The organism is Variovorax sp. Soil_C_33 (assembly GCF_057656935.1).
The window spans coordinates 200,356-221,764 of record NZ_JBDGJK010000010.1; the positions used below are offsets into that span (position 1 = coordinate 200,356).

Annotated in this window: 19 protein-coding genes; 11 read left to right on the forward strand and 8 right to left on the reverse strand. The window is 65.8% G+C overall.

All coding sequences use genetic code 11. The features are described from left to right. Positions 1-23: 23 nt before the first annotated feature. Entirely contained in the window at positions 24-206 is a 183-nt protein-coding gene (gene rpmF, locus AC3A6B_RS17385; protein WP_028248601.1) for a 50S ribosomal protein L32, read from the reverse strand. A gap of 149 nt (positions 207-355) precedes the next feature. Then, positions 356-904, reverse strand: a complete 549-nt coding sequence (locus AC3A6B_RS17390) for a YceD family protein (RefSeq protein ID WP_487837957.1) — start codon at positions 902-904, stop codon at positions 356-358. A gap of 38 nt (positions 905-942) precedes the next feature. On the opposite strand from AC3A6B_RS17390, the gene AC3A6B_RS17395 reads away from it, so the two are divergent. Genes AC3A6B_RS17395 through AC3A6B_RS17405 form a run of 3 tightly spaced genes read left to right on the forward strand, consistent with a single transcriptional unit; the run spans position 943 to position 3,433 of the window. Further along, the gene (locus tag AC3A6B_RS17395; protein WP_487837915.1) at positions 943-1,524 is read left to right on the forward strand and encodes a Maf family protein; all 582 of its coding nucleotides are present in this window, start codon (positions 943-945) and stop codon (positions 1,522-1,524) included. Further along, complete coding sequence (locus AC3A6B_RS17400) at positions 1,521-2,279, forward strand: SAM-dependent methyltransferase (RefSeq protein ID WP_487837916.1); 759 nt, start codon at positions 1,521-1,523, stop codon at positions 2,277-2,279. The genes AC3A6B_RS17395 and AC3A6B_RS17400 overlap by 4 nt, the downstream gene beginning before the upstream one ends. Before the next feature lie 14 nt (positions 2,280-2,293). After that, positions 2,294-3,433 (forward strand): MFS transporter, encoded by a 1,140-nt coding sequence (locus AC3A6B_RS17405; RefSeq protein WP_487837917.1) that lies wholly within the window; start codon positions 2,294-2,296, stop codon positions 3,431-3,433. Position 3,434: 1 nt separating this feature from the next. On the opposite strand, the gene AC3A6B_RS17410 is transcribed toward AC3A6B_RS17405, so the two are convergent. Genes AC3A6B_RS17410 through AC3A6B_RS17425 form a run of 4 tightly spaced genes read right to left on the reverse strand, consistent with a single transcriptional unit; the run spans position 3,435 to position 6,552 of the window. Then, the gene (locus AC3A6B_RS17410; protein WP_487837918.1) at positions 3,435-4,457 is read right to left on the reverse strand and encodes a S49 family peptidase; all 1,023 of its coding nucleotides are present in this window, start codon (positions 4,455-4,457) and stop codon (positions 3,435-3,437) included. A gap of 1 nt (position 4,458) precedes the next feature. Next, a complete protein-coding gene (locus tag AC3A6B_RS17415) occupies positions 4,459-4,824 on the reverse strand; it encodes a Rieske (2Fe-2S) protein (protein WP_487837919.1) in 366 nt (121 codons plus the stop codon). 10 nt (positions 4,825-4,834) lie between these two features. Continuing rightward, complete coding sequence (locus tag AC3A6B_RS17420; protein ID WP_487837920.1) at positions 4,835-5,503, reverse strand: HAD-IIIA family hydrolase; 669 nt, start codon at positions 5,501-5,503, stop codon at positions 4,835-4,837. Next, positions 5,500-6,552 (reverse strand): RluA family pseudouridine synthase, encoded by a 1,053-nt coding sequence (locus AC3A6B_RS17425; RefSeq protein ID WP_487837921.1) that lies wholly within the window; start codon positions 6,550-6,552, stop codon positions 5,500-5,502. Before AC3A6B_RS17425 ends, AC3A6B_RS17420 begins: the two co-directional genes overlap by 4 nt. A gap of 541 nt (positions 6,553-7,093) precedes the next feature. On the opposite strand from AC3A6B_RS17425, the gene AC3A6B_RS17430 reads away from it, so the two are divergent. The 8 genes from AC3A6B_RS17430 (at position 7,094) to AC3A6B_RS17465 (ending at position 18,660) form a co-directional block, all read left to right on the forward strand. Continuing rightward, entirely contained in the window at positions 7,094-10,117 is a 3,024-nt protein-coding gene (locus AC3A6B_RS17430) for an Rne/Rng family ribonuclease (protein WP_487837922.1), read from the forward strand. A gap of 563 nt (positions 10,118-10,680) precedes the next feature. Beyond that, positions 10,681-11,403 (forward strand): sugar transferase, encoded by a 723-nt coding sequence (locus AC3A6B_RS17435; protein WP_487837567.1) that lies wholly within the window; start codon positions 10,681-10,683, stop codon positions 11,401-11,403. Further along, the gene (locus AC3A6B_RS17440) at positions 11,400-12,836 is read left to right on the forward strand and encodes a mannose-1-phosphate guanylyltransferase/mannose-6-phosphate isomerase (protein ID WP_487837958.1); all 1,437 of its coding nucleotides are present in this window, start codon (positions 11,400-11,402) and stop codon (positions 12,834-12,836) included. Before AC3A6B_RS17435 ends, AC3A6B_RS17440 begins: the two co-directional genes overlap by 4 nt. 58 nt (positions 12,837-12,894) lie before the next feature. Beyond that, positions 12,895-13,863, forward strand: coding sequence for a GDP-L-fucose synthase (gene fcl / locus AC3A6B_RS17445; protein WP_487837923.1), 969 nt, complete (start codon positions 12,895-12,897; stop codon positions 13,861-13,863). A gap of 30 nt (positions 13,864-13,893) precedes the next feature. Beyond that, the gene (locus AC3A6B_RS17450) at positions 13,894-14,868 is read left to right on the forward strand and encodes a hypothetical protein (RefSeq protein ID WP_487837924.1); all 975 of its coding nucleotides are present in this window, start codon (positions 13,894-13,896) and stop codon (positions 14,866-14,868) included. A gap of 37 nt (positions 14,869-14,905) precedes the next feature. Next, a complete protein-coding gene (locus AC3A6B_RS17455; RefSeq protein ID WP_487837925.1) occupies positions 14,906-16,252 on the forward strand; it encodes a hypothetical protein in 1,347 nt (448 codons plus the stop codon). Between the two features lie 107 nt (positions 16,253-16,359). Beyond that, the gene (locus AC3A6B_RS17460; RefSeq protein ID WP_487837926.1) at positions 16,360-17,412 is read left to right on the forward strand and encodes a glycosyltransferase; all 1,053 of its coding nucleotides are present in this window, start codon (positions 16,360-16,362) and stop codon (positions 17,410-17,412) included. 3 nt (positions 17,413-17,415) lie between these two features. Next, positions 17,416-18,660, forward strand: coding sequence for a WcaI family glycosyltransferase (locus AC3A6B_RS17465; protein WP_487837927.1), 1,245 nt, complete (start codon positions 17,416-17,418; stop codon positions 18,658-18,660). Positions 18,661-18,699: 39 nt separating this feature from the next. Here AC3A6B_RS17465 and AC3A6B_RS17470 read toward each other — a convergent pair whose 3' ends face one another. After that, complete coding sequence (locus AC3A6B_RS17470; protein ID WP_487837928.1) at positions 18,700-20,967, reverse strand: polysaccharide biosynthesis tyrosine autokinase; 2,268 nt, start codon at positions 20,965-20,967, stop codon at positions 18,700-18,702. Next, positions 20,967-21,404, reverse strand: coding sequence for a low molecular weight protein-tyrosine-phosphatase (locus tag AC3A6B_RS17475; RefSeq protein WP_487837959.1), 438 nt, complete (start codon positions 21,402-21,404; stop codon positions 20,967-20,969). The genes AC3A6B_RS17470 and AC3A6B_RS17475 overlap by 1 nt, the downstream gene beginning before the upstream one ends. Positions 21,405-21,409 lie beyond the last annotated feature (5 nt).

Sequence of the window (21,409 nt, forward strand, 5' to 3'; positions counted from 1 at the left end):
GGCCTTTGGCCTTGAAATTGGGATCAGGCTTCGGACTTGGTCTTGAGCACCTTGCGACCGCGATAGAAGCCGTTCGGGCTGATGTGGTGGCGCAGATGCGTTTCGCCGGTGGTCGGCTCGACGGCAATGCCGGGCACGCCCAAGGCATTGTGGGAACGGTGCATGCCGCGCTTGGACGGCGACTTCTTGTTTTGCTGGACGGCCATGCTGGCTCCTGAAAGTATTTGGGTGAGTGGGTAAGCACGCGGGGCGGCCGTGAGGCCCTGTAGAACGCTCTAACGTCGACGGCGGCGCGCGCGAAGCCCATGATTATAGCCCAAGCTGAACGGGGCGCGCCAGTTCGACGTTTCCGCGCCTATTGCGGCTTGCGCGAACGCAACGCACCGAGCACCGCGAAGGGATTCGGACGCGCGGCCTCGGACGCCTCGAAATCGGGATCCGCAGCCGACAGCTGCACCGGCTCGGGACAACGTTCATGCCGCGGCGTGACCGGGATTTCCATGAGGAGCTCATCCTCGATCAAGGCATGGAGGTCGAAATCGCGGCTCGCGACCAGAACATCCTCCTCGGAATCCTCGTCTTCGGCCGCCGCAATGGCTTCGTCCGCCGCGAAGCGGAACCAGCGATCGACTTTCAGTTCGACCTCGACCGGGGTGAGACACCGCTGGCAGACCAGGGGCACCGTGGTCTGCGCCTCCAGGTGCAGCCAGGGGACTGGCGTGCCATCGGGGCCATCGCGGCGGGCGCCTTCGGCCTGCCAGCGCACGCTCGCGTCGGTGGCGGGGGCGGCCACTTCGGCGCCCAAGCGCTGGTAGGTTTGAAGGGGCTCGTTTCCCGAAACGGTGGCGGCCGCCTCGGCAAAGCCGTTCACGTCGAGCCGGCCTGGGACAAATTCTCTGGTCATCGGCACCAGTCTAAACCGCTCGCGCACAATCGTGGCCCATGCAACGTACCGTGATTCTTGCCTCGACCTCGCGCTATCGCCGCGAACTTCTTGCGCGCCTGCACCTGGCTTTCGATGTTCAGGCGCCCGAGGTCGACGAAACACCGCAGGCCGGCGAGGGGCCTCGCGCATTGGCCGAGCGGCTCGCACTCGAAAAGGCGATGTCGGTCGCCCGCCGGTTCCCGGAAGCGGTGGTCATCGGTTCCGACCAGGTGGCCGACCTGGCCGGCGAATCCCTGGGCAAGCCGGGAGATCACGCGCGCGCCACCGCCCAACTCCGGCGCATGCGCGGCCAGACGCTGATATTCCAGACAGCTGTCGCCGTGGTGTGCCAGGCGACGAGCTTCGTGCAGCGCGACCTGGCGCCGGTGCGCGTCGTGTTTCGCGAGCTCAGCGATGCGGCGATCGATAGCTACCTGCGCGCGGAACAGCCCTACGACTGCGCGGGAAGCGCCAAGAGTGAAGGCCTCGGCATTGCCTTGCTCGAAGCGATCGACAGCGACGATCCGACGGCGCTGGTAGGGCTGCCACTGATCCGAACCGCCAACATGCTGCGGGCCGCAGGGGTGGACCTGCTGTGAGCAAGGGCAAGCTCTACCTGGTGCCCGCACCGCTGGATTTCGGCTGTGAGGCTGAGGTGCCGCTGCAGGACGTGCTTCCGCTCGGCACACTGCGGATCGCGGCTGGGATCACGCACTGGATCTGCGAGAACGCGAAATCGGCCCGCGCGTATCTCAAGCGCGTCGACGCGGTGGCGCCGCTTTCTGCGCCGCTGCAGGCCCAGCAGATTCAGGAACTGCCGCGCGAGGTCCACAAGAAGGGAGACCACGCTGGCCAGTTCGATGCCCGACCACTCCTTGCCGCCGCGCTCGAAGGCAAGGACATCGGCCTGCTCAGCGAGGCCGGCATGCCAGCCGTCGCCGACCCGGGATCCTCCGTCGCACGAGCCGCGCACGAACTGGGTATCACGGTGGTGCCGCTCACCGGCCCGGTGTCGCTGCTGCTCGCACTTGCGGCCAGCGGACTCAACGGCCAGAACTTCGCTTTCGTCGGCTACCTGCCGCAGGACGCCGACGCACGCGCGCAACGCATCCGCGAGCTCGAGACGCTCGCACTGCGCACCGGCCAGACGCAGCTTTTCATCGAAACGCCCTACCGCAATGCCGTCCTGCTGCAGGCGCTCGTGCAGACCTTGCAGCACAACACGCGACTCGCGGTGGCGCGCGGACTCACGCTCGCGGCCGCGAACGTGCGCAGCGAGACGGTGAAGAGCTGGCGCGCCAAGCCGCTGCCGGCCGACGAGCGGTCGCCTGCCGTGTTCGCGATCGGGCGCTGATCTTGTCCGGCACCGTGACGAGCGTTTCCGCCCGCATGCGCTGGGCTTCGCGCGCGCAATTCTTCGGCTCGGGCTTCATCTTCGCGACCTGGGGCGTTCATATCCCGACCGTGAAGATCCACTATGGCGTCGATGAGGCGGCGCTCGGCTTGGCGATGCTCGCCGCCGGTGTCGGCGCCTTGCTCGGCCTCACGCAGGCAAGCCGCTGGATCGGCCGCCATGGCGCGCGCGGCACAGCCGGCCTGTGCGGCGCGATCTATGCGCTGTTGCTGGCCGGCTTGCTGGCGATGCCGAGCTATGGCGCGCTGCTGGGATTGCTCGCCGTATTCGGTGTTCTCACCGGCGTCTTCGATGTGGCGATCAATACCGAGGCCGCGCAGCTCGAGCTGCGCAACGGCCATCCGCTGATGAGCGGCATGCATGGCATGTTCAGCCTGGGCGGCATGGCAGGCGCCGTGACCGGCGGCGCAGCGCTCGCCGCTGGCATGGCGCCGCAATCGCACTTGGCGCTGGTCGCGGCAGCGATGGCGCTGTCGATCGCCCTCTCTTCCAGATGGATGTTGCCGAAAGAAGCGACCGCATTCACCAGCACGGGCGACGGCTTTCGCCTGCCGCACGGCGCGCTGGCGGTCCTCGGCGTGCTCGCCGCGCTGGGGCTGATTGCCGAAGGAGCGATCTACGACTGGAGCGTGCTCTATTTGAAGCAGGAGCTGGGCAGCCCTCAGCAGCAGGCCGCGCTGGCCTACGCCAGCTTTTCGGCAGCGATGGCCGCTACGCGCTTCGCCGGCGACGCGATGCGGGCGCGTTTCTCGCCGGCCCTGCTGCTGCGCGGCAGCGCCTGGCTGGCTGCAGCCTCCATGACGCTGGTGCTGCTGGCCGATGCACCCTGGCTGGCCCTGATCGGATTTGCAGGCGTGGGCGTCGGCTTCGCCAACGTGGTGCCGATTCTCTTCGCGGCGTCGGCGCGCGTCCCCGGTGTTGAGCCGGCACGCGGCATCGCGGCGGTATCGGCGGCAGCCTACCTGGGCTTCATGGCAGGACCGCCCGCGATCGGCTTTCTGGCTCAGCTCAGCTCGTTGACTGCTGCGCTGTATATCGTGGTGGCCTTTGCCGCAGCGCTCGCGGCATCGGCGCGCTACGCGAATCCGGCCTGATTCAACGCAGCGCCGGCGCGGTTCGCAGCGCCCGCACCGAGGCATCGCCGAGGGCAGCGCCGAATTTCTTGGCGAGCTTCTCGGCCACGTTCTCCCGGCGCGTGTAGTCGATCACTTCCTCGGCCTTGATTACTTCGCGCGCAACGAAATCGACGTTGCCGAGCTGATCGGCCAGGCCCAGTTCCACGGCCTGCTGGCCGCTCCAGAACAAGCCGCTGAACAGGCCGGGCGTATCGCCCTTCAACCGGTCGCCGCGGCCCTTCTTGACCACATCGATGAACTGCGCGTGGATCTGGTCGAGCATCTTTTGCGCGTGCACCCGCTGCGCATCGCTCATCGGGCTGAACGGATCCAGGAAGCCCTTGTTCTCGCCGGCCGTCAAGAGCCTGCGCTCTACGCCCACCTTGTCCATGAGGCCAGTGAATCCGAAACCGTCCATCAGCACGCCGATGCTTCCGACGATGCTCGCCTTGTCGACGAAGACCTTGTCGGTCGCAGCCGCGATGTAATACGCCGCCGACGCGCAGGTCTCCTCGACCACCGCGTAGACCGGCTTGTTGTGCTTGGCCCGCAGGCGCTTGATCTCGTCGTTGATGATGCCGGCCTGCACGGGGCTTCCGCCCGGCGAATTGATCAGCAGAACCACGCCTTTGGCGCCGTCGTCCTCGAAAGCGGACTTCATCGCCGCGATCACGAACTCCGCACTCGCATCGCCGCCATTGGCGATTTCGCCTTTGATTTCGACCACCGCCGTGTGGGCCGTGGTCTTGGCGGTCGTCGGCGTGCCGCGGGACACGGCCAGCCACACCAGGAAAATGAAGAAGGCGAGCCAGCTCAGGCGAACGAACGTCTTCCAACGTCGCGTGGCTCTTTGCTCGCGCAGCGAGGCGAAGGCCAGCTTTTCGAGTGTTGCGCGCTCCCAGTTCGGCTGCTGCGTCGGATCGTTCTTCGAGGTGTTTCGGGAGGGCGTAGCGCGCTCGAAAGGCTCGAAACCCTCGGGTTCCGTGCGGTTGGAATCGGTCATTTCAGAAAACCAGAGGTTGGAGGTTCCAGGCAGTATGCCAGTGCACCACTCCGTCACGTTCGCTCAAGGCGATCTTCACCAGGCCGCCTCGACAGGGACCGCCGGCGCACTCGCCGGTGTCCGGCTTGTAGACGGCGCCATGCGTCGCGCACAACAGCCATTGGCCGCTGTCATCGAAGAAGCGATCAGGCTGGAAGTCCAGTTCCATCGCGACGTGGCTGCAGCGGTTGAGGTAGGCATGCGGCTGCCCTTCGTAGCGAACGGCAAAGGCCCTGCACGTCTGGCCGCCATGCACCACGTCGAAGGGGACGGCACGCCCGCCCTCGACCAGGTCGGCCGTGTTGCACAGGGGAATGCATTCGCTCATGCGCGGATTTTCATGCGTTCTCGAGAAGCCATTGCGTCAGACCGGGCACCGAGTGCGCCACGTGCAGCGGCTTCAGCTCGTCGAAGCTGTCCGGCTCGTGCGCGCCGTAGCTCACACCCACGCTCGCGCAGCCGGCGTTGAGTGCGAGCTGGAGGTCGTGCGTGGTGTCGCCGATCATCAAGGTGCGCTCGGCCGGCACGTCCAGCTCTTCCATCAATTCGAGCAGCATGCGGGGATGCGGCTTGCCGAAGGTTTCATCGGCCGTTCGAGAGGCATCGAAGCGGTCACGCAGCGCAACCGTCGCGAGCGCCTCGTTGAGCCCCCGGCGCGATTTGCCCGTGGCCACGGCCAGCTTGTGGCCGCGCGCGTGGAGCGCATCGAGCATCGGCAGGACGTCGTCGAAGAGCACCAGGTCATCCTGATGCTGCAGGTAGTGATAGCGGTAACGCGCGCCGAGCTCGGCGTACTTCTCCTTCGGCACGTCGGGCGCCGCGCGAGCGAGCGCTTCAGCAAGGCCCAGGCCGATCACCCATGCGGCGTCGTTCTCGTTCGGCTTGGCGCCGCCGACGTCGACCACCGCGGCCTGGATGCAGCGCACGATGAGTCGCGTCGAGTCATAGAGCGTGCCGTCCCAATCGAAAGCGATCAGGTCGAAACGACGGGGACGAATGTCGGTCATGAGTGAAAGGCTGTCGAGGGGTGGGCCGCGAGCGCATCGAGCGCAGCCTGCGGCATCAGCGCATGCAGATCCGGCGGGAGGTCGGCCTGCAGCGCCATGCGCTCTCCGCTCGCGGGGTGGGTGAACTGCAGGCGCCAGGCATGCAGGAACATGCGTTTGAGGCCGAGCTTCTGCAATGCGCGATTGCGCTCGAAGTCCCCGTACTTGTCGTCGCCCGCGATCGCATGGCCGCCCGAGGCGAGGTGAACGCGAATCTGATGCGTGCGACCGGTCTTGATCGTAACGGCGAGCAGCGAAAAGGAAGCAGCGTCCGCCGGAAGGGCGACGCGAGCCAGGACTTTCACCAGCGTCACGGCGCGCATCGCGTCGGGATGGTCCTTGGCCACCACGCGCACGCGCCGCTCACCCGGATCCGCCGAGCCTGCCTGACCCGGCAGAAGATACTTGGCGAGCGGCGCATCGAGCACCTTCTTGTTAGCCGGCCAGTTGCCTTCGACCAGCGCCAGGTAGGTCTTGCCGGTCTCGCGCTCGCGAAACTGGTCTTGCAGCGCCGTCAATGCGCTTCGCTTCTTGGCAACCAGCAGGATGCCCGAGGTCTCGCGATCCAGCCGATGCACGAGCTCCAGAAAGCGCGCGGCGGGGCGCGCGGTGCGCAATTGCTCGATCACGCCGAAGCTCACGCCGCTGCCGCCGTGAACCGCGACGCCGGCCGGCTTGTCGATCGCCAGCAGCGCATCGTCCTCATACAACAAGGGGAATTCGCGCGCAGGCGCCGGCGGCGAGCCGCCCTCTTCCGATCGCGCCGACACCCGCACCGGCGGCACCCGCAATACGTCGCCTTGCGCCAGCCGGGTCTCGGCCTGGGCGCGCCCCTTGTTGATGCGCACCTCGCCCGACCGGATGATCCGGTAGACATGGGTTTTGGGTACGCCCTTGAGCTGCCGGAACAGGAAATTGTCGAGTCTCTGGCCCGCAGATTCCCCATCGACGGTCAGAAAGCGAACTTCTGCTGCCACGGGGCTTGGCTTCGCACCTATAATGTTTTTCACCAGCGCGGTCTTGTAAGTGCTTGATTAATCAGAAGTTTAGAGCACTGCCGGAGGCGCTGTGAGGTCGATGCCGCTTAGGCGTTGAGCCCGCAAGCCACGCGCCAACGCGCAAGGCGGCGGGCGCTACATCAAAGTCAAGCCGACGCCCACGAAACACCGATACGGAATACCCAGCCGGCAGACCAAAAGCTGCCGACGGATCGAAGCGAGTACCTTGTGTTGATACTGCTGATTCAACTTTGCGTGCGCTGGCTGATGCCAGCGGCTGCAGGCATTGAATCGTCGGGAGAGCGCGCCACCATTGCGCCAATTGCTATAGAAAATATAGCGCGTCAACACCATATCGGGCTCGCCCCCATCCACGCGCCCCCACCCCGGCTGTCATTGAGCTGACGCTCGATACGGTTGTTCGCGTCCGCGCGGCAACTCAGCAGCAGCCGGGGCACAGCGGCAATTCCTTCGTTTCGCGACGCGTCGTCCGTGCATCGTTAGGTCCGTCATGGACCGGTTAGAACGATAGAACAGACAAAGGAAACGCATCATGAAGCGGATGCTGATCAACGCCACGCAGGCAGAAGAACGCCGCCTGGCCATCGTCGACGGGCAAAAGCTCCTCGACTACGAAATCGAAATCGAAGGGCGCGAGCAGCGCAAGGGCAATATCTACAAGGCGGTCGTGACGCGCGTCGAGCCGTCGCTGGAGGCCTGCTTCGTCGACTACGGCGAAGACCGCCATGGCTTCCTGCCGTTCAAGGAAATCTCCAAGCAGTATTTCGCCGAAGGCGTCTCGGCCAGCCAGGCCCGGATCCAGGATGCGATCCGCGAAGGCCAGGAACTGGTGGTCCAGGTCGAGAAGGAAGAGCGCGGCAACAAGGGCGCGGCCCTGACCACCTTCATCTCGCTGGCCGGTCGCTACGTCGTGCTGATGCCGAACAACCCGCGCGGCGGCGGCGTCAGCCGGCGCATCGAGGGTGACGACCGCGCCGAGCTCAAGGAGGCGATGGACCAGCTCGAGTACCCCAAGGGCATGAGCATCATCGCGCGCACGGCCGGCATCGGCCGCTCCGCGCCCGAACTGCAATGGGACTTGAATTACCTGCTCAAGCTCTGGGCCGCCATCGACGGCGCTGCCAAGGGCGGCAAGGGTGCCTTCCTGATCTACCAGGAGTCCTCGCTGGTCATCCGCGCAATCCGCGACTACTTCAATCACGACATCGGCGACATCCTGATCGACACCGACGACATCTACGACCAGGCGCAGCAGTTCATGGCGCACGTGATGCCGGAGCACGCTGCGCGCGTGAAGCGCTACCGCGACGACGCTGCATTGTTCAGCCGCTTCCAGATCGAACATCAAATTGAATCGGCCTACGCGCGCACGGTGCAGTTGCCCAGCGGCGGCGCGATCGTCATCGATCACACCGAAGCGCTGGTCTCGGTCGACGTGAACTCGGCGCGCGCCATCAAGGGCGGCGACATCGAAGAGACGGCCACGCGCACCAACCTCGAAGCGGCCGACGAAGTGGCCCGCCAGATGCGCCTGCGCGACCTGGGCGGGCTGATCGTCATCGACTTCATCGACATGGACGAGTCGAAGAACCGCCGCGAGGTCGAAAGCCGCCTGCGCGACGCGCTGCGCCAGGACCGCGCGCGCGTCCAGTTCGGTTCGATCAGCAAGTTCGGCCTGATGGAAATGAGCCGCCAGCGCCTGAAGCCGGCGCTCTCCGAAGGCTCGTCCATCCCCTGCCCCCGTTGCGGCGGCTCGGGCCACATCCGGGATACCGAATCGAGCGCGCTGCAGATCCTGCGCATCATTCAGGAAGAGTCCATGAAGGACAACACGGCCGCCGTGCATGTGCAGGTGCCGGTCGAAGTCGCATCCTTCCTGCTCAACGAAAAACGCCCCGAGATCGCCAAGATCGAACTCAAGCAGCGCGTGACCGTGCTGATGGTCCCCAACAAGACGCTGGAAACGCCCAACTACAAGCTGGAGCGGCTGAAGCACGATGACCCGCGGCTCGACCACATCGAGGCCAGCTACAAGATGGCCGACGAGATCGAGGACCCGACCTCGGTCACGCGGCGCTCGCAGGAGCCGACCAACAAGCAGACGCCAGTCATCAAGGGCGTATTGCCCGACGCGCCGGCACCGGTGGCGGTGCAGCGGCCCGAAGCGGCACGCCCGCCGGTGGTCGCGCCGGCGCCTGCACCTGCTGCGGCCGCACCCGTTGCACGTGCGCCCGCCGAATCAGGACTCTTCGGCTGGATCAAGAGCCTGTTCGGCGCCGCGCCGGCACCGGCACCTGCCCCGGCCACGATTCCGGTGGAAGCGCCCAAGCCGCGCCGGGAAGGCCGCAGCAGCCGGGACGGCGAAGCACGCACCGCACGCGACGGCGAGCAGCGCCGCGGTGGCCGCGGTGAAGGACGCGGGGGCCGCGACGGCGAGCGCCGCGGCGCCCGTTCCGGCGAACGCCGCGAAGGCGAGCGTCGCGAAGGACGCGAAGTCCGCGGCGAGGCGCGCAATGACAGCCAGGTTCGCGAACCCCGCGAGCCCCGTGAAGCGCGTGCGCCACGCGACGGCGAGCGCCGTGGCCGCGGCGAGCGTCGCGACAGCGACCTGCGCCAAATGCCGACCGAAGCAACCGACGTCCAGCTTGACGCGCAGGCGATCGCACCGAGTGCGTTGGCAGGCAACGAAGGTGCACCCTCGGAACGCGCACCGCGCGGACGCGGCGAACGCCGGGAGCGCGGCGAGCGCGGCGCAGACGCAGCGCGTGAACGCACGGGCGACGCCGCCCGCGCAGCGAATGCCGACAGCTCGCAACAACAGGATGGCGCTTCGGCTGATCGCGGTGCGCGCGGCGGCCGCGAGGAACGCGCGCCTCGCGGCGAGCGCAACGAAGGCCGCCGCGAGCGGCGCAATGACGGCGCCCCGCGCGCCATCGATGTACCTTCCGCCGCAGAAGCCCAGCCGCTCGCTGCCGAGGCCACCGAGATCGGCAGCGCCGGTGATGCAGCGAGCGAGGATTCCGCACCACGGCGTGACGGCGAGGAGCGCCGAGGCCGCTCCCGCGATCGCTACGGCCGCGATCGCCGCGAGCGCGGACCACGCGAAGAGGGCGAGGCGGCTCCGGCCGCGTCTGCACTCCCGCCCGCGCCCAGCGGCGCCTACGACGGCATCGAAATCGAAACCGCGCCGCCAGCGCCAGTGCTTCGCACCGAACGGCCCGCCGCCGCACCGTCGACCCCCGTCGTGGTCGAAGAAGCCAAGGCCCCAAGCTCGCGCGCGCTGCCGAAGGTGCAACCCTTCGAGCTGCCGCTGGACGAGCTCGCCCAAGTGGCGGAGGGCTCGGGCTTGCATTGGGTCAATTCGGATGCCGAGCGCGTGGCTCAAGTTCGTGCGGCGATCGCGGCGGAACCCAAGCCCGGTCATGTACCTCGCGAGCGCCCGCCCGCGATCGTGGTCGACGATGGCCCGCTGGTGCTGGTGGAGACCCGCCGCGACCTTGGCAATATGGTGCTCCCGTTCGAAGGCGCAGCACACGACGCAAGCATGCGCCAGTAACGCCGGTGCCGGGGGGAGGCGGTAGCGCCTCCCTCGCGTTCGACACGGCAGTTCCTTCCTGTCGAACCCATCTCACGGGGCCTGCGCCAACGCCAGCGCCGCCCCGCTTCGCTATCGCCTGCCGTACCGCTCATCGAGCGCGCCACGCGGCGCCATCCGCTCGGCCCCAATAACCCAGTGCGCTGCTGCGGTAGCTTTTTGTAAACCTTTTGAATTCCTCCGGCACGCCATATGCTTGCTGCACTGCAGCAACCCCGGAGGCAAGAACCAGCTCATGAAATCGACGAACGGCGTTTGCAAACAACACCCAACCGTCAAGAAGCGTTAACATGTTGTCATACAAAAGGCCTACACTTTGGGCGACTATGCTGCATTGCACCAATCGATGTGGGAGCATATTCACCGAGTACGCAACTTACACTGCTTGACGAAGGGTGTACGTCTTTTGTTCACAAGACAACGAAGGAATCTTGTGTTCAAATTCTTGCGAATAGTAGTAAAGCGTTACACTGCTGCGCTCTGGCTCCGAAGTTGAGGGCAGCACCCGTCTGGGGGATTTTTAAATGTTTCGTTCCGACTCGACCGCACACGGCAACGTGGTCCGACGCTTCACCCCTGATGGCGGTGGATCGTCCGCGCCTCCAGCGTATGTACACCCACGCAAACTCACTCGACTCGAACGCGCGACGAAGCGCACGATCGACATTGTGGGCGCACTGACTTTCTTCATCCTCTTCGGGCCTCTCTATCTGCTCGTCGCCCTCGGCGTTCGCATCAGCATGGGCCGTCCGGTCCACTTCTGGCAGAACCGCCTTGGAGAAAGCGGCCAGAGATTTCGCTTCTACAAGTTCCGCTCGATGGTGCACAACTCCGAAGTGGTGCTGGACGAGTTCCTGAGCCGCAACGACATGGCCCGCACCGAGTGGGACACCTTTCAGAAGCTCGAGAAGGATCCGCGCATCACGCCCATCGGCCAGTTCATCCGCAAGCTGAGCCTCGACGAACTGCCCCAGTTCTGGAACGTGCTCAAGGGCGACATGAGCCTGGTCGGTCCGCGTCCCTGCATGGAGCGCCAACGCAGCCTCTACGGCAAGGGCTGGGAACACTATTGCGCCATGCGCCCGGGTATCACGGGCCTGTGGCAGGTCAGCGGCCGCAATCGCCTGTCCTATGCAAGACGCGTCGAACTCGACATGGAGTACGTCAGCAACTGGTCGCTCTGGCTCGATATCAAGATCCTGTTGAAGACCGTGCGTGCTGTCATCACCGGCGAGGGTTCAAGGTGAGCGCGATTCAGCCGATCGTCCTCTGCGGCGGCAGCGGCACTCGCCTGTGGCCGCTGTCGCGCAAGACCCTGCCCAAGCAATTCGTCCCGCTAATCGACAACAAGAACCTCCTGGTGCTCACGCTGGAACGCCTGCGTCGGCTGAATACCGAGGTGACTTGCGTTGCGGCAGAAGAGCACCGCTTTCTGGTTCAGGAAAGCATCGAAGCAGCGGATGTCTGCGGCAAGCAACTGCTCGAGCCGGTGGCACGCAACACGGCGGCCGCGATGTCGGCGATCGCCCTTCTGGCCGACCCGGAACAACTGCTGCTGTTCGCGCCAGCCGATCACCATATCCCGGACGCCGACCGCTTTGTCGCCACGATTCAGAAAGGGATTCCCGCCGCACTGGCCGGGTATCTCGTGACCTTCGGCGTGGAGCCGACTTTTCCCAGCACCGCCTACGGCTACATCCGCCAAGGCGAGAAACTCGACGGCGCATTGGGCGAAGAGGCGGGCCATGCCGTGGCCGCATTCGTCGAGAAGCCGGTAGCGGCTCACGCTGAGCAGTTGCTGCTCGCAGGCGGCCACCTCTGGAACGCCGGCATCCTGCTGGTCCAGGCCAAGGTGCTGATCGCCGCCGTCGAGCAGCACGCGCCCGACATTCTCGATAGCTGCAGGCAGGCCACTTCAGCCATCGAAACCGACGGCGATTTCCTGCGCATGGACAGCGCCGCGTTCGGCCGCTGTCGCAGCCAGAGCATCGACTATGCGGTGCTCGAAAAATGCGATCGCGTCGCCGTCATTCCCTTCCAGGGTCGCTGGAGCGATGTCGGCAGCTGGAACGCGGTTGCCGAGCTGCACGACGTGGACGGCGAAGGCAACCGGATCAGCGGCCAGGGTTTTGCCATGGGTGCGCGCAACACCTTCATCTATGCGCCCAACCGCCCTGTCGTGGCTTTGGGCACCAAGGATTTGCTGGTGGTGGATACGCCGGACGCGCTGCTGGTTGCGCACAGCGACTGCGCCGAGCAGGTCAAGGACGTGGTCGCCCTGCTCACGACGCAGGGCCACAGCCAGGCCACCCGGCATCGCCGCATCCCGCGGCCTTGGGGCGCCTATGACAGCATCGACGACGGCGAGCGTTTCGCCGTCAAGCGCCTGACGGTCAAGCCCGGCGCGCACCTTGCGCTGCGCATGCACCACCATCGCGCCGAACACTGGGTGGTGGTCAAGGGGACGGCCAGGGTGGTGTGCGACGACAAGGTGCTCCTGGTCAAGGAAAATGAATCGATCTACATTCCGGTCGGTGCCCGATACATGCTGGAAAACGCCGGCAAGACCATCCTCGAGGTGATCGAAGTCCAGACCGGCGGCTATCTCGGCGACGACGACATCGTGCGTTTCGACGATCTGCCCGCAGACGCCGCCGATCCGCAGCGACGACTCGCCTGAGGCTTCAGGCCCGGAGAGCGCCGGCGCGATCTTCAACCCCCTACCAAGGTCTATCTCAATGAACGAGTTTCAGAAGCGGATTTTCGTGGCGGGACACCGCGGCATGGTGGGCAGCGCGATCGTGCGCTGCCTGGTCGAAAAGGGCTATACCAACATCGTCACCCGAAGTCGTGCGGAACTCGATCTGACGGACCAGGCCCAGGTCCGCGCCTTCTTCGCCGAGGAAAGGCCGCAGGAGGTCTACGTGGCGGCGGCCAAGGTCGGCGGCATTCACGCCAACAACAGCTATCCGGCGGAGTTCATCTATTCGAACCTGATGGTCGAGGCCAACCTGATCCACGAGGCATGGCGCACCGGCGTGAGCAAGCTGCTTTTTCTCGGGTCGAGCTGCATCTATCCGCGGCTCGCGACGCAGCCCATGGCGGAGGATGCGCTTCTGACCGGCAAGCTGGAGCCGACCAACGAGCCCTACGCCGTCGCCAAGATCGCCGGCATCAAGCTCTGCGAGAGCTACAACCGCCAGTACGGCTGCGACTTCCGCAGCGTGATGCCGACCAACCTCTATGGCCCGGGCGACAACTACCACCCCGAGAACAGCCACGTCCTGCCCGCCATGATCCGACGCTTTCACGAAGCCAAGCTCGCCGATGCGCCATCGGTGGTGATTTGGGGCACGGGCACGCCGAAGCGGGAGTTTCTCTACGTCGACGACATGGCAGGTGCCTGCGTCCATGTGATGGATCTTCCGCGCGAAATCTACGCAGCCCATACAGAGCCCACGACCAGCCACATCAATATCGGCAGCGGCGAAGACCTGTCGATCGCGGAACTCGCACAATTGGTGAGTGAGGTGGTGGGCTATCGCGGCGCCATCCGCTGCGATGCGAGCAAGCCCGATGGCGCGCCACGTAAGCTGCTCGACATTTCGCGAATTCGCCACCTCGGCTGGGCGCCCAGGACGACGCTGCGCGCCGGCGTGGCGCGCGCCTACGAAGATTTCTGTAGCGAAGAACTCGTTCCTTCCTAAGGACTTGCCTTCCGTGCCTCGATGCCCAGCATGACCGTCTCTTCCGTCTCCCTGATTCCGCCCGGAACGGGCGGCGTGCGGGACTATGCGACCGCGGTCGGCAATCCGCTTCACGCGCCGCTGATGGAGCTGACGCGCAGCACCGACACCGCCTCGCTGACGGGAGAGTTCCTGCTTCTGCATTTCAGCGGCTACGGTTTCCAGAAGCGCGGCGTTCCACTGTGGCTGGTCAAGAAGATCGACGACTTGCGCAGCCAGTTCAAGTCCTTCGGCATCGTCTTCCACGAGCTCTTCGCGACCGGCCCGCCGTGGGGCTCCGCGTTCTGGCTCAGCGGCTGCCAGCAGCGGATCGCGCGCGACCTGCTGCGCCGATCCGATTTCTGGCTGACGAACCGGGAGGAATCCGCACGCTGGCTGCTGGAGCATTCGCCGGCCGCGCCGCACCGCGTGCTGCCGGTGTTCTCGAATGTGGGCGAGCCCGCTTCGATCGAGACCGAACGGCAGCGCAGGCTGGTGGTTTTCGGCAGTTCCGGCATCCGGGCCCAGGCCTACGAGTGGTCGGGCGGCGAACTCTTCCGCTGCGCGAAGCGCAACGGCCTCGAAATCCACGACATCGGCCCGCCGATGCCGGAAGGCGCGCTCTCGCAGCGGCTGGCTCAGGAAGGCGTGATCGCGCACGGCAAGCTGCCGGCCAAAGAAGTGAGCCTGGCATTGTCCAGCGCGGACTACGGCGCCTTGGCCTACCCGCCGGACTATGTATCCAAGAGCGGCATCTTCGCGGCCTACAGCTCGCACGCTGTCTGCCCTGTCCTACTGTCTGAAGAGTATGGGGTGCACGATGGCCTGACGCCCAACGTGCACTATGCTCGCGGTTTCGACGCGGTCGACCGATCGGCCGTCGATCCGCGCGTCATCGGACGCGAAGCGCACAAGTGGTACGTACCGCATCGCATCGATGCGCACGTCGATGCGCTCCGGACATTGACCACCGAGGTGCAAAGGTGAGCGACAACAACGGCATGCAATCCGGCGGGGTGCGCCCATGAGCGCGATCGCCGCAAGCGTCCCCCGCGCGACGAGCCGGGCGGCGTCGCTCAGCCGCGCCGGGCAGCTTTTTCTTGCCGTCTTCCTAATCGTCGTTTTCGAGGGAGCGGTGCGCAAGTGGGTGGCGTCCGCGTCCACGCTCCCGTTGATTCTTCTGCGCGATCTGCTGGCCTTCGCGCTGGTCGTCTACGCTTGGCGGCATGGCCACCTGAGACGCCACAAGAAGATCACGGCCGCCATGCTCGCATGGTCCTGCCTGGTGCTCGGCTGGGGACTGCTGCAACTGGTGGGCGGCGAAAGCTCACCGGTCGTGTTTGTGATCGGCCTGCGTTTCTGGCTCCTGTACACGTGGTTCGCCGTCGCGGCGGCCGCCGCCATGAACGAAAAGGATTACCGGACCGCAATTCTTGCAGCCGCGGTCGTGATGGTGCTGCTGGCACCACTGGCCGTGCTGCAGCATTACTCGCCTCCCGGCGCCCGGATCAACACCCAGTTGGACGGCGACGAGGAAAGCGTCTTCGTCGCGGTGGTGGGCGTGGTCCGCACTACGGGCACCTTCAGCTTCACCTCCGGCTATGCCACCTACCTGACGATGGTGGCACCGCTGGTGTTCGGCATCCTGGGCGCCAGGAAGCGCAACACCAGGCAGTTCCTGTTCGCGATCGCCGTGTTCGTGGCCTTCGTCACGGGCGCGCTGGTGAGCGGCTCCAGAACGGCGGCGATCACCTCGGGGATGATGCTCATGGCCTACCTGGTCGGCAGGCTGCTGTTCTCGAAAGCGCGCAACAAGGTGGGCGCGGCGGTGGCGGTCGTCGTCGTGCTGGCGTTGACTGCGCTCTTCGCCTATGTTTTCCGCGATGCCATCGGCATCACGCAGACACGCTTCGAACAGGCGTCGGAGGCCGAGAATTTCGTCGAACGGGTTTTCACCGTTCTGTTCGGCGAACCTTGGGTCTACGACCTCATGAGCTGGCTGGGCTACGGCGTGGGTTATGGATCCAACCTCGCGACCTACGTTCGCACCGGAGCGGCGGATGTCTTCGCGCTCGCGGAAGCCGAGGGCGGCCGCATCCTGATGGAGGGCGGCCTGCTGGGAGTCGCCTACATCGCGGTCAAGTACGTGGTGCTGGGCATCGGGCTGCTGTGGAGTCTCAGAGTCTCGATCCGGACGAATTCCCCCTATGCCGTGCTGGTGTGGCTGACCACCACGCTGGCCATAGTCAGCTGGCCCGCGCTCGGCCAACTCACAGCCAATGCGCTGCTCGGCATCATGCTGGCCTACGCCCTCCTGGTTTTCCGCTATCCGAGGCTCGAAATCTTCCCAAGCCGCGCCTCGCGATCGTGAGACTGCTTCACCTCATTCCATCCGTCGATCCCCGGGGCGGAGGCCCCATCGAGGGAGTCCGGCGGATTCATGATGCGCTGGCGGGCATGGGGCACGAAGGCGACCTCGTGAGCCTGGACAGCCCCGATGCCGGCTTCATCGCCGACTATCCGGGCAGGGTGATCGCGACCGGCCCCTCGATCTCGAGCTACGGCTACAACGAACGCCTGCTGCCGTGGCTCAAGGCGCACGCCGGCGACTATGACGCCGTCATCGTCAACGGGCTCTGGCAATACGTCGGCTTCGCCGCCTGGCGCGCCCTGCACGGCTCGTCCACGCCCTATTTCGTCTACAGCCACGGCATGCTCGATCCGTGGTTCAAGCATCGCTACCCGCTCAAGCACCTGAAGAAGTGGCTCTACTGGCCCTGGGGCGAATACCGCGTGCTGCGCGATGCGTCGGCCGTGCTCTTCACCTGCGAAGAAGAGCGCCTGCTCGCTCGGCAATCGTTCTGGCTCTATCGCTGCCGGGAGGTGGTCGGCTCCTACGGCACCACGGTGCCGCCGCAGGATGCCAAGGCCTTGTCCGAAGCCTTTCTTTCGTCTTTTCCCGAGCTGCGGCAGAAGCGCTTGCTGCTGTTCCTGGGCCGCATCCACGAGAAGAAAGGCTGCGACCTGCTGATCGAAGCCTTTGCGCGCACGGCGGCCTCCGTACCGGACGTCCAGCTCGTCATGGCCGGTCCCGGCGACGAAGGCCTGACCCGGCAATTGCAAAGCCGCGCGGCCAGCCTCGGCATCGCCTCGCGCATCAGCTGGACCGGCATGCTGTCGGGCGACCTGAAATGGGGCGCGTTCCATGCATGCGAGGTGTTCTGCCTGCCCTCGCATCAGGAGAACTTCGGCATCGCGGTAGCGGAGGCGCTGGCGTGCAGCCGGCCGGTGCTGATCAGCGACAAGGTCAACATCTGGCGCGAGATCGCGGCAGACCAGGCGGGCTTCGTCGAGTCCGACACGCTCGAAGGCACGATCGCGCTGCTGCGGCGCTGGCTGGACTCGACCCCCGCCGAACTCGCGGCGATGCGCCTCGCCGCGCTGCGCTGCTTCGACAGCCGGTTCCAGATGGAACAGGTGGCGGAAATGCTGGTCCGCACGATTCGCGAACACTCGCCGCAACCCGCCTGATCCATGAAGCTGCTCGTCTACGGAATCAATTTCGCCCCGGAACTGACCGGCATCGGCAAGTACACCGGAGAAATGGTCGCATGGCTGGCCGCCCGGGGTCACGAGGTGCGCGTGGTGACCGCGCCGCCCTACTACCCCGACTGGGCGGTCTGGCCGGGCTACAGCGCCTCGCGCTACACGCGGGAGACCTGGGGCGGCGCCACCGTGCTGCGCACGCCTCTGTGGGTGCCGCGCAAGGTCAGCGGCGCGAAGCGTCTTCTGCACCTGGCGAGCTTCGCGCTGGCCAGCGTGCCGACCCTGTTCGCGCAATGGCGCTGGAAGCCCGACGTGGTGTGGGTGACGGAGCCGCCGCTCTTTTGCACCCCGGCGGCGCTGGTCTTCGCGCGCCTGCGCTCGGCCAAGACCTGGCTGCACATCCAGGACTACGAAGTCGACGCCGCCTTCGAGCTCGGGCTGCTCAAGGGCGCACGGCTGCGCGCATTCGTCGCCGCGGTCGAGCGCGGCCTGATGCGCCGCTTCGACCGCATCTCCACCATTTCACAGCGCATGATCGAGCGCGCGAGCAGCAAGGGCATCGAGGACGCGCGACTGGTTTCCCTGCCCAACTGGGCCGACGTATCGGCCATCCAGCCGCTGCAGGCTGACAGCCCCTACCGCGCCGAGCTGGGCATTCCGTCCGATGCGGTGGTCGCCCTCTACTCGGGGAACATGGGCGCCAAGCAGGGGCTGGAACTACTCGCCGAGATGGCCCTTATGCTGAAGGATCAGCCCGGCCTCCAGTTCGTGTTCTGCGGCAACGGTGCCGGCCGTGCCGAACTGATGAAGCGCTGCGAGCAGCTCGCCAATGTCCGCTTCCTCGATCTGCAGCCGGTCGATCGCCTCGGCGACCTGCTGGGGCTGGCGGACATCCATTTGCTGCCCCAGCGCGCCGATGCGGCGGACCTGGTGATGCCCTCCAAGCTCACCGGCATGCTGAGCAGCGGCAGGCCGGTGGTGGCCGGCGCTCGTGCCGAGACCGAGCTCGGCAAGGTCGCGTCCGAATGCGGCATCGCCGTGCCGCCCGATGACGCGAAGGCTTTTGCTGCAGCAGTAGTCTCGCTGGCCTCGCAGCCCGAGCTTCGAAGCGAACTGGGGCGGCATGCCCGCACCTACGCCGAAACGCGATTCGATCGCGATGCCGTGCTGGCGCAGTTCGAACGCGATCTGCAGGCCTGCGTGGCGCGCATGGCGCATCGCCCGGCCACCTGACGTCCCCTGCCGCGCCGGGCAGCCGCCCGGTGCCTTCCGTCACTGCTCTTCGGGCAGGATGCTCTCGTAGTTGTAGTTGGTGTAGCGGTAGCGGCCGTACTTGTACGGCGCGTAGGCCCGGCGGCCCACATCCATTGCATTGAGCAGCACGCCGGTGGCAGCCTTGCCGCCCATCGCCAGACGGCGCGTGCTTTCCTTGAGCTCGCCCATGGTCGATTGATCGGCGCGCGCCACCAGCAACACCGTGCCCGCGTGCGCCGCGACCGTGGACGTGTCGGCGGCAACCAGCACCGGCGGCGTATCGATGACGACCAGGTCGTACTGTTCGGACAGGCGCTCGAGCGCCGTCTTGAACGAGTCCGACACCAGCAGTTCCGACGGGTTCGGAGGCAGTTGGCCCGTGGCCAGGAAGTCCAGGTTGGGGACCACCTGGCGGTGCACGGTCTGCTGCACGGTCAGGCTGCCCGCAATCAACTCCGAGAGCCCGCCGTGGCGCTGCAATCCGAAGTACTGGTGCGTGTGCCCGCGCCGCAAGTCGGCGTCGATCAGCAGCGTGCGCTTGCCGGCGGCGGCCATGAGGGCGGCGAAGTTCGCCGTCACGAAGCTCTTGCCGACGCCCGGGGTGGGGCCGCTGATGAGCACGCGGTTGTTCGGCGATTCCAGCATCGCGAACTGCATGGCCGTGCGCAGACTGCGAAGGCTTTCCACCGCCGGATCGTCCGGACTCTCGATCGCCAGCAAGCGGACGCCGGTGGCACCGCTCAAGCGCCGCTTCGCGATCGCGCTTTGCGTGTTGCTGAGGGGAATGGTCGAGAAGACCGGCAGGCCGGTGTCGGCCTCCACCTCGTGCGGATCGCGCAGGCGCTGCTCGATGAACGAGCTGCGCACGAACGCGGCGACGATGCCGAGGAACAGTCCAAGAGCCAGCGCCGCCGCGACGATGACCTTGCGGTTCGGCTTCACCGGAACCTGCGGCACTACCGCCTCGTCGAGCACGCGAACGTTGCCGATCTTGCCTTCCTTCACCAGGCGCAGCTGCAGCGCGTTGTTGAGCAGCTGCTGATACAGCTCGGTGTTGACCTTGACGTCGCGCTCCATGCGCACCGCTTCCTGCTGAATGGCCGGGAGACCCTTGATGCGACTCTGGATCTCGCCCATGTCGGTCCTCAGCGCCGCGATCTGGCTGTCGAGCGTCTGCACCGCCGGATGCGCGGACGTGAAGCGGGACTCGAGTTCGCGCCGGCGCTGCTGGGCATCCAGCAACTTGGTCTGGCGATCGACCGCCTGATTCAAGACCAGCGCCGCTTCCTCGCTGAAGGCTACCGTGCCCTTCTGGTTGCGATAGCGGTTGTAGACCTCTTCGGACGCTTCCAGCTGCTTCTTGAACTGCGGCAGTTGGACATCGAGGAAGGCCAGCGTCTTCTGCGCCTCAGCGGCCTTGCGCTCGATGTTCTGCTTGACGTACTGGTCGCCCACCGCATTGAGCACGCGCGTCAGTTTGAAGGGGTCCGTGTCCTGCAGCGATACGTTGATGATGCCGGAGGTCTTGCCCCGCTCGGTCAGGACCAGGCTGGACTGCAACGCGACGGTGGTCGGCAGTTTCGCGTAGCGGTAGAGATTGAACAGCGCACCCGGCTTGCCGGCGAGTTCGGTCACCGTCAACTCGATCGGCCCCCCGTTGCCGGTGTCGGCCTTCAGCGGCGTCCCGACGGTGCCGGTGAGCTGCTGCATTCCCGGATAGTCGAGCGTGTACTGGTTGCCGGCTTTTGCCGTCACCGTGAACAGCCCGCCTTCCATGTGGGCCGGCACGTCGAACTTCGACACCAGGATGCGTTCCGTTCCCGACACGTAGCCGTCGAGGCCCAGGAATCCGGGGTCGGAAAGGCCGTTGGCTCGCCGCGCCAGCCAGCCGCCGATGTAGGGCACGTAGCGCGGGTTCGCCGCAATGTAGAGCTTGGTCGCTTCCACCGCCTGGCCGGCGATCATGCGCGAGCGGATGATCTCGATCTCGGCATTGGCCGGCGTCTTCACGTCGATCAGGCCGCCGGCCTCGCTGAGAATGCCCTTGCCGCCGCCGTCCGTGTCCTCGACCTGGACCACCAGGTTGGATTCGTAGATCGGCCGCTCCAGGAACGCGTAAGTGGCGCCGATCAGGAACACCACGAGGGTGATCGCCGCGATCAGCCACTTGTTCGAGAGCAGCACGTCGATGTAACGCCCGATGTCCAGGTCGTCCTCGTCCGCGCTGCCCGCGCCGCTCATGATCTGCGAGGTGGGGCTTGTTTTGGGAGTGAGAGTGGAATTCATCAACTGGATACTCTTGAAATGCGTTTGACCCACTGCTGCGCACCGCCTTCGATGAGCGCAAGCGACCGCTCGAAAACACTTCGACTCGCGCGATAAGGATCGGGTACGTCCTGGTCGCTGAACTCGCAGAGACGAAACACCTTGCCGGCGGCGAAGAGGTAGCGTTCCTGGACGGTGCGGCGCTGCTCGCGATCCATCACGAGGATCAGATCGGCGCGCTGGCACATGTCGAGATTGAGCTGCCGCGCCCGATGCTTTTCGAGACTGATGCCGCGCGAGTCCATCAGCTCGCAGGCGATCGGATCCGCACGCTGGCCCGCCAGCGCCTGCAGGCCTGCCGAGCTGATCTGGATGCCGGGCAATTCCGCGGCCACCAGGCCTTCGGCCATCGGGCTGCGGCAGATGTTTCCGATGCACACGACGAGGACGTTCCGGATGGCCA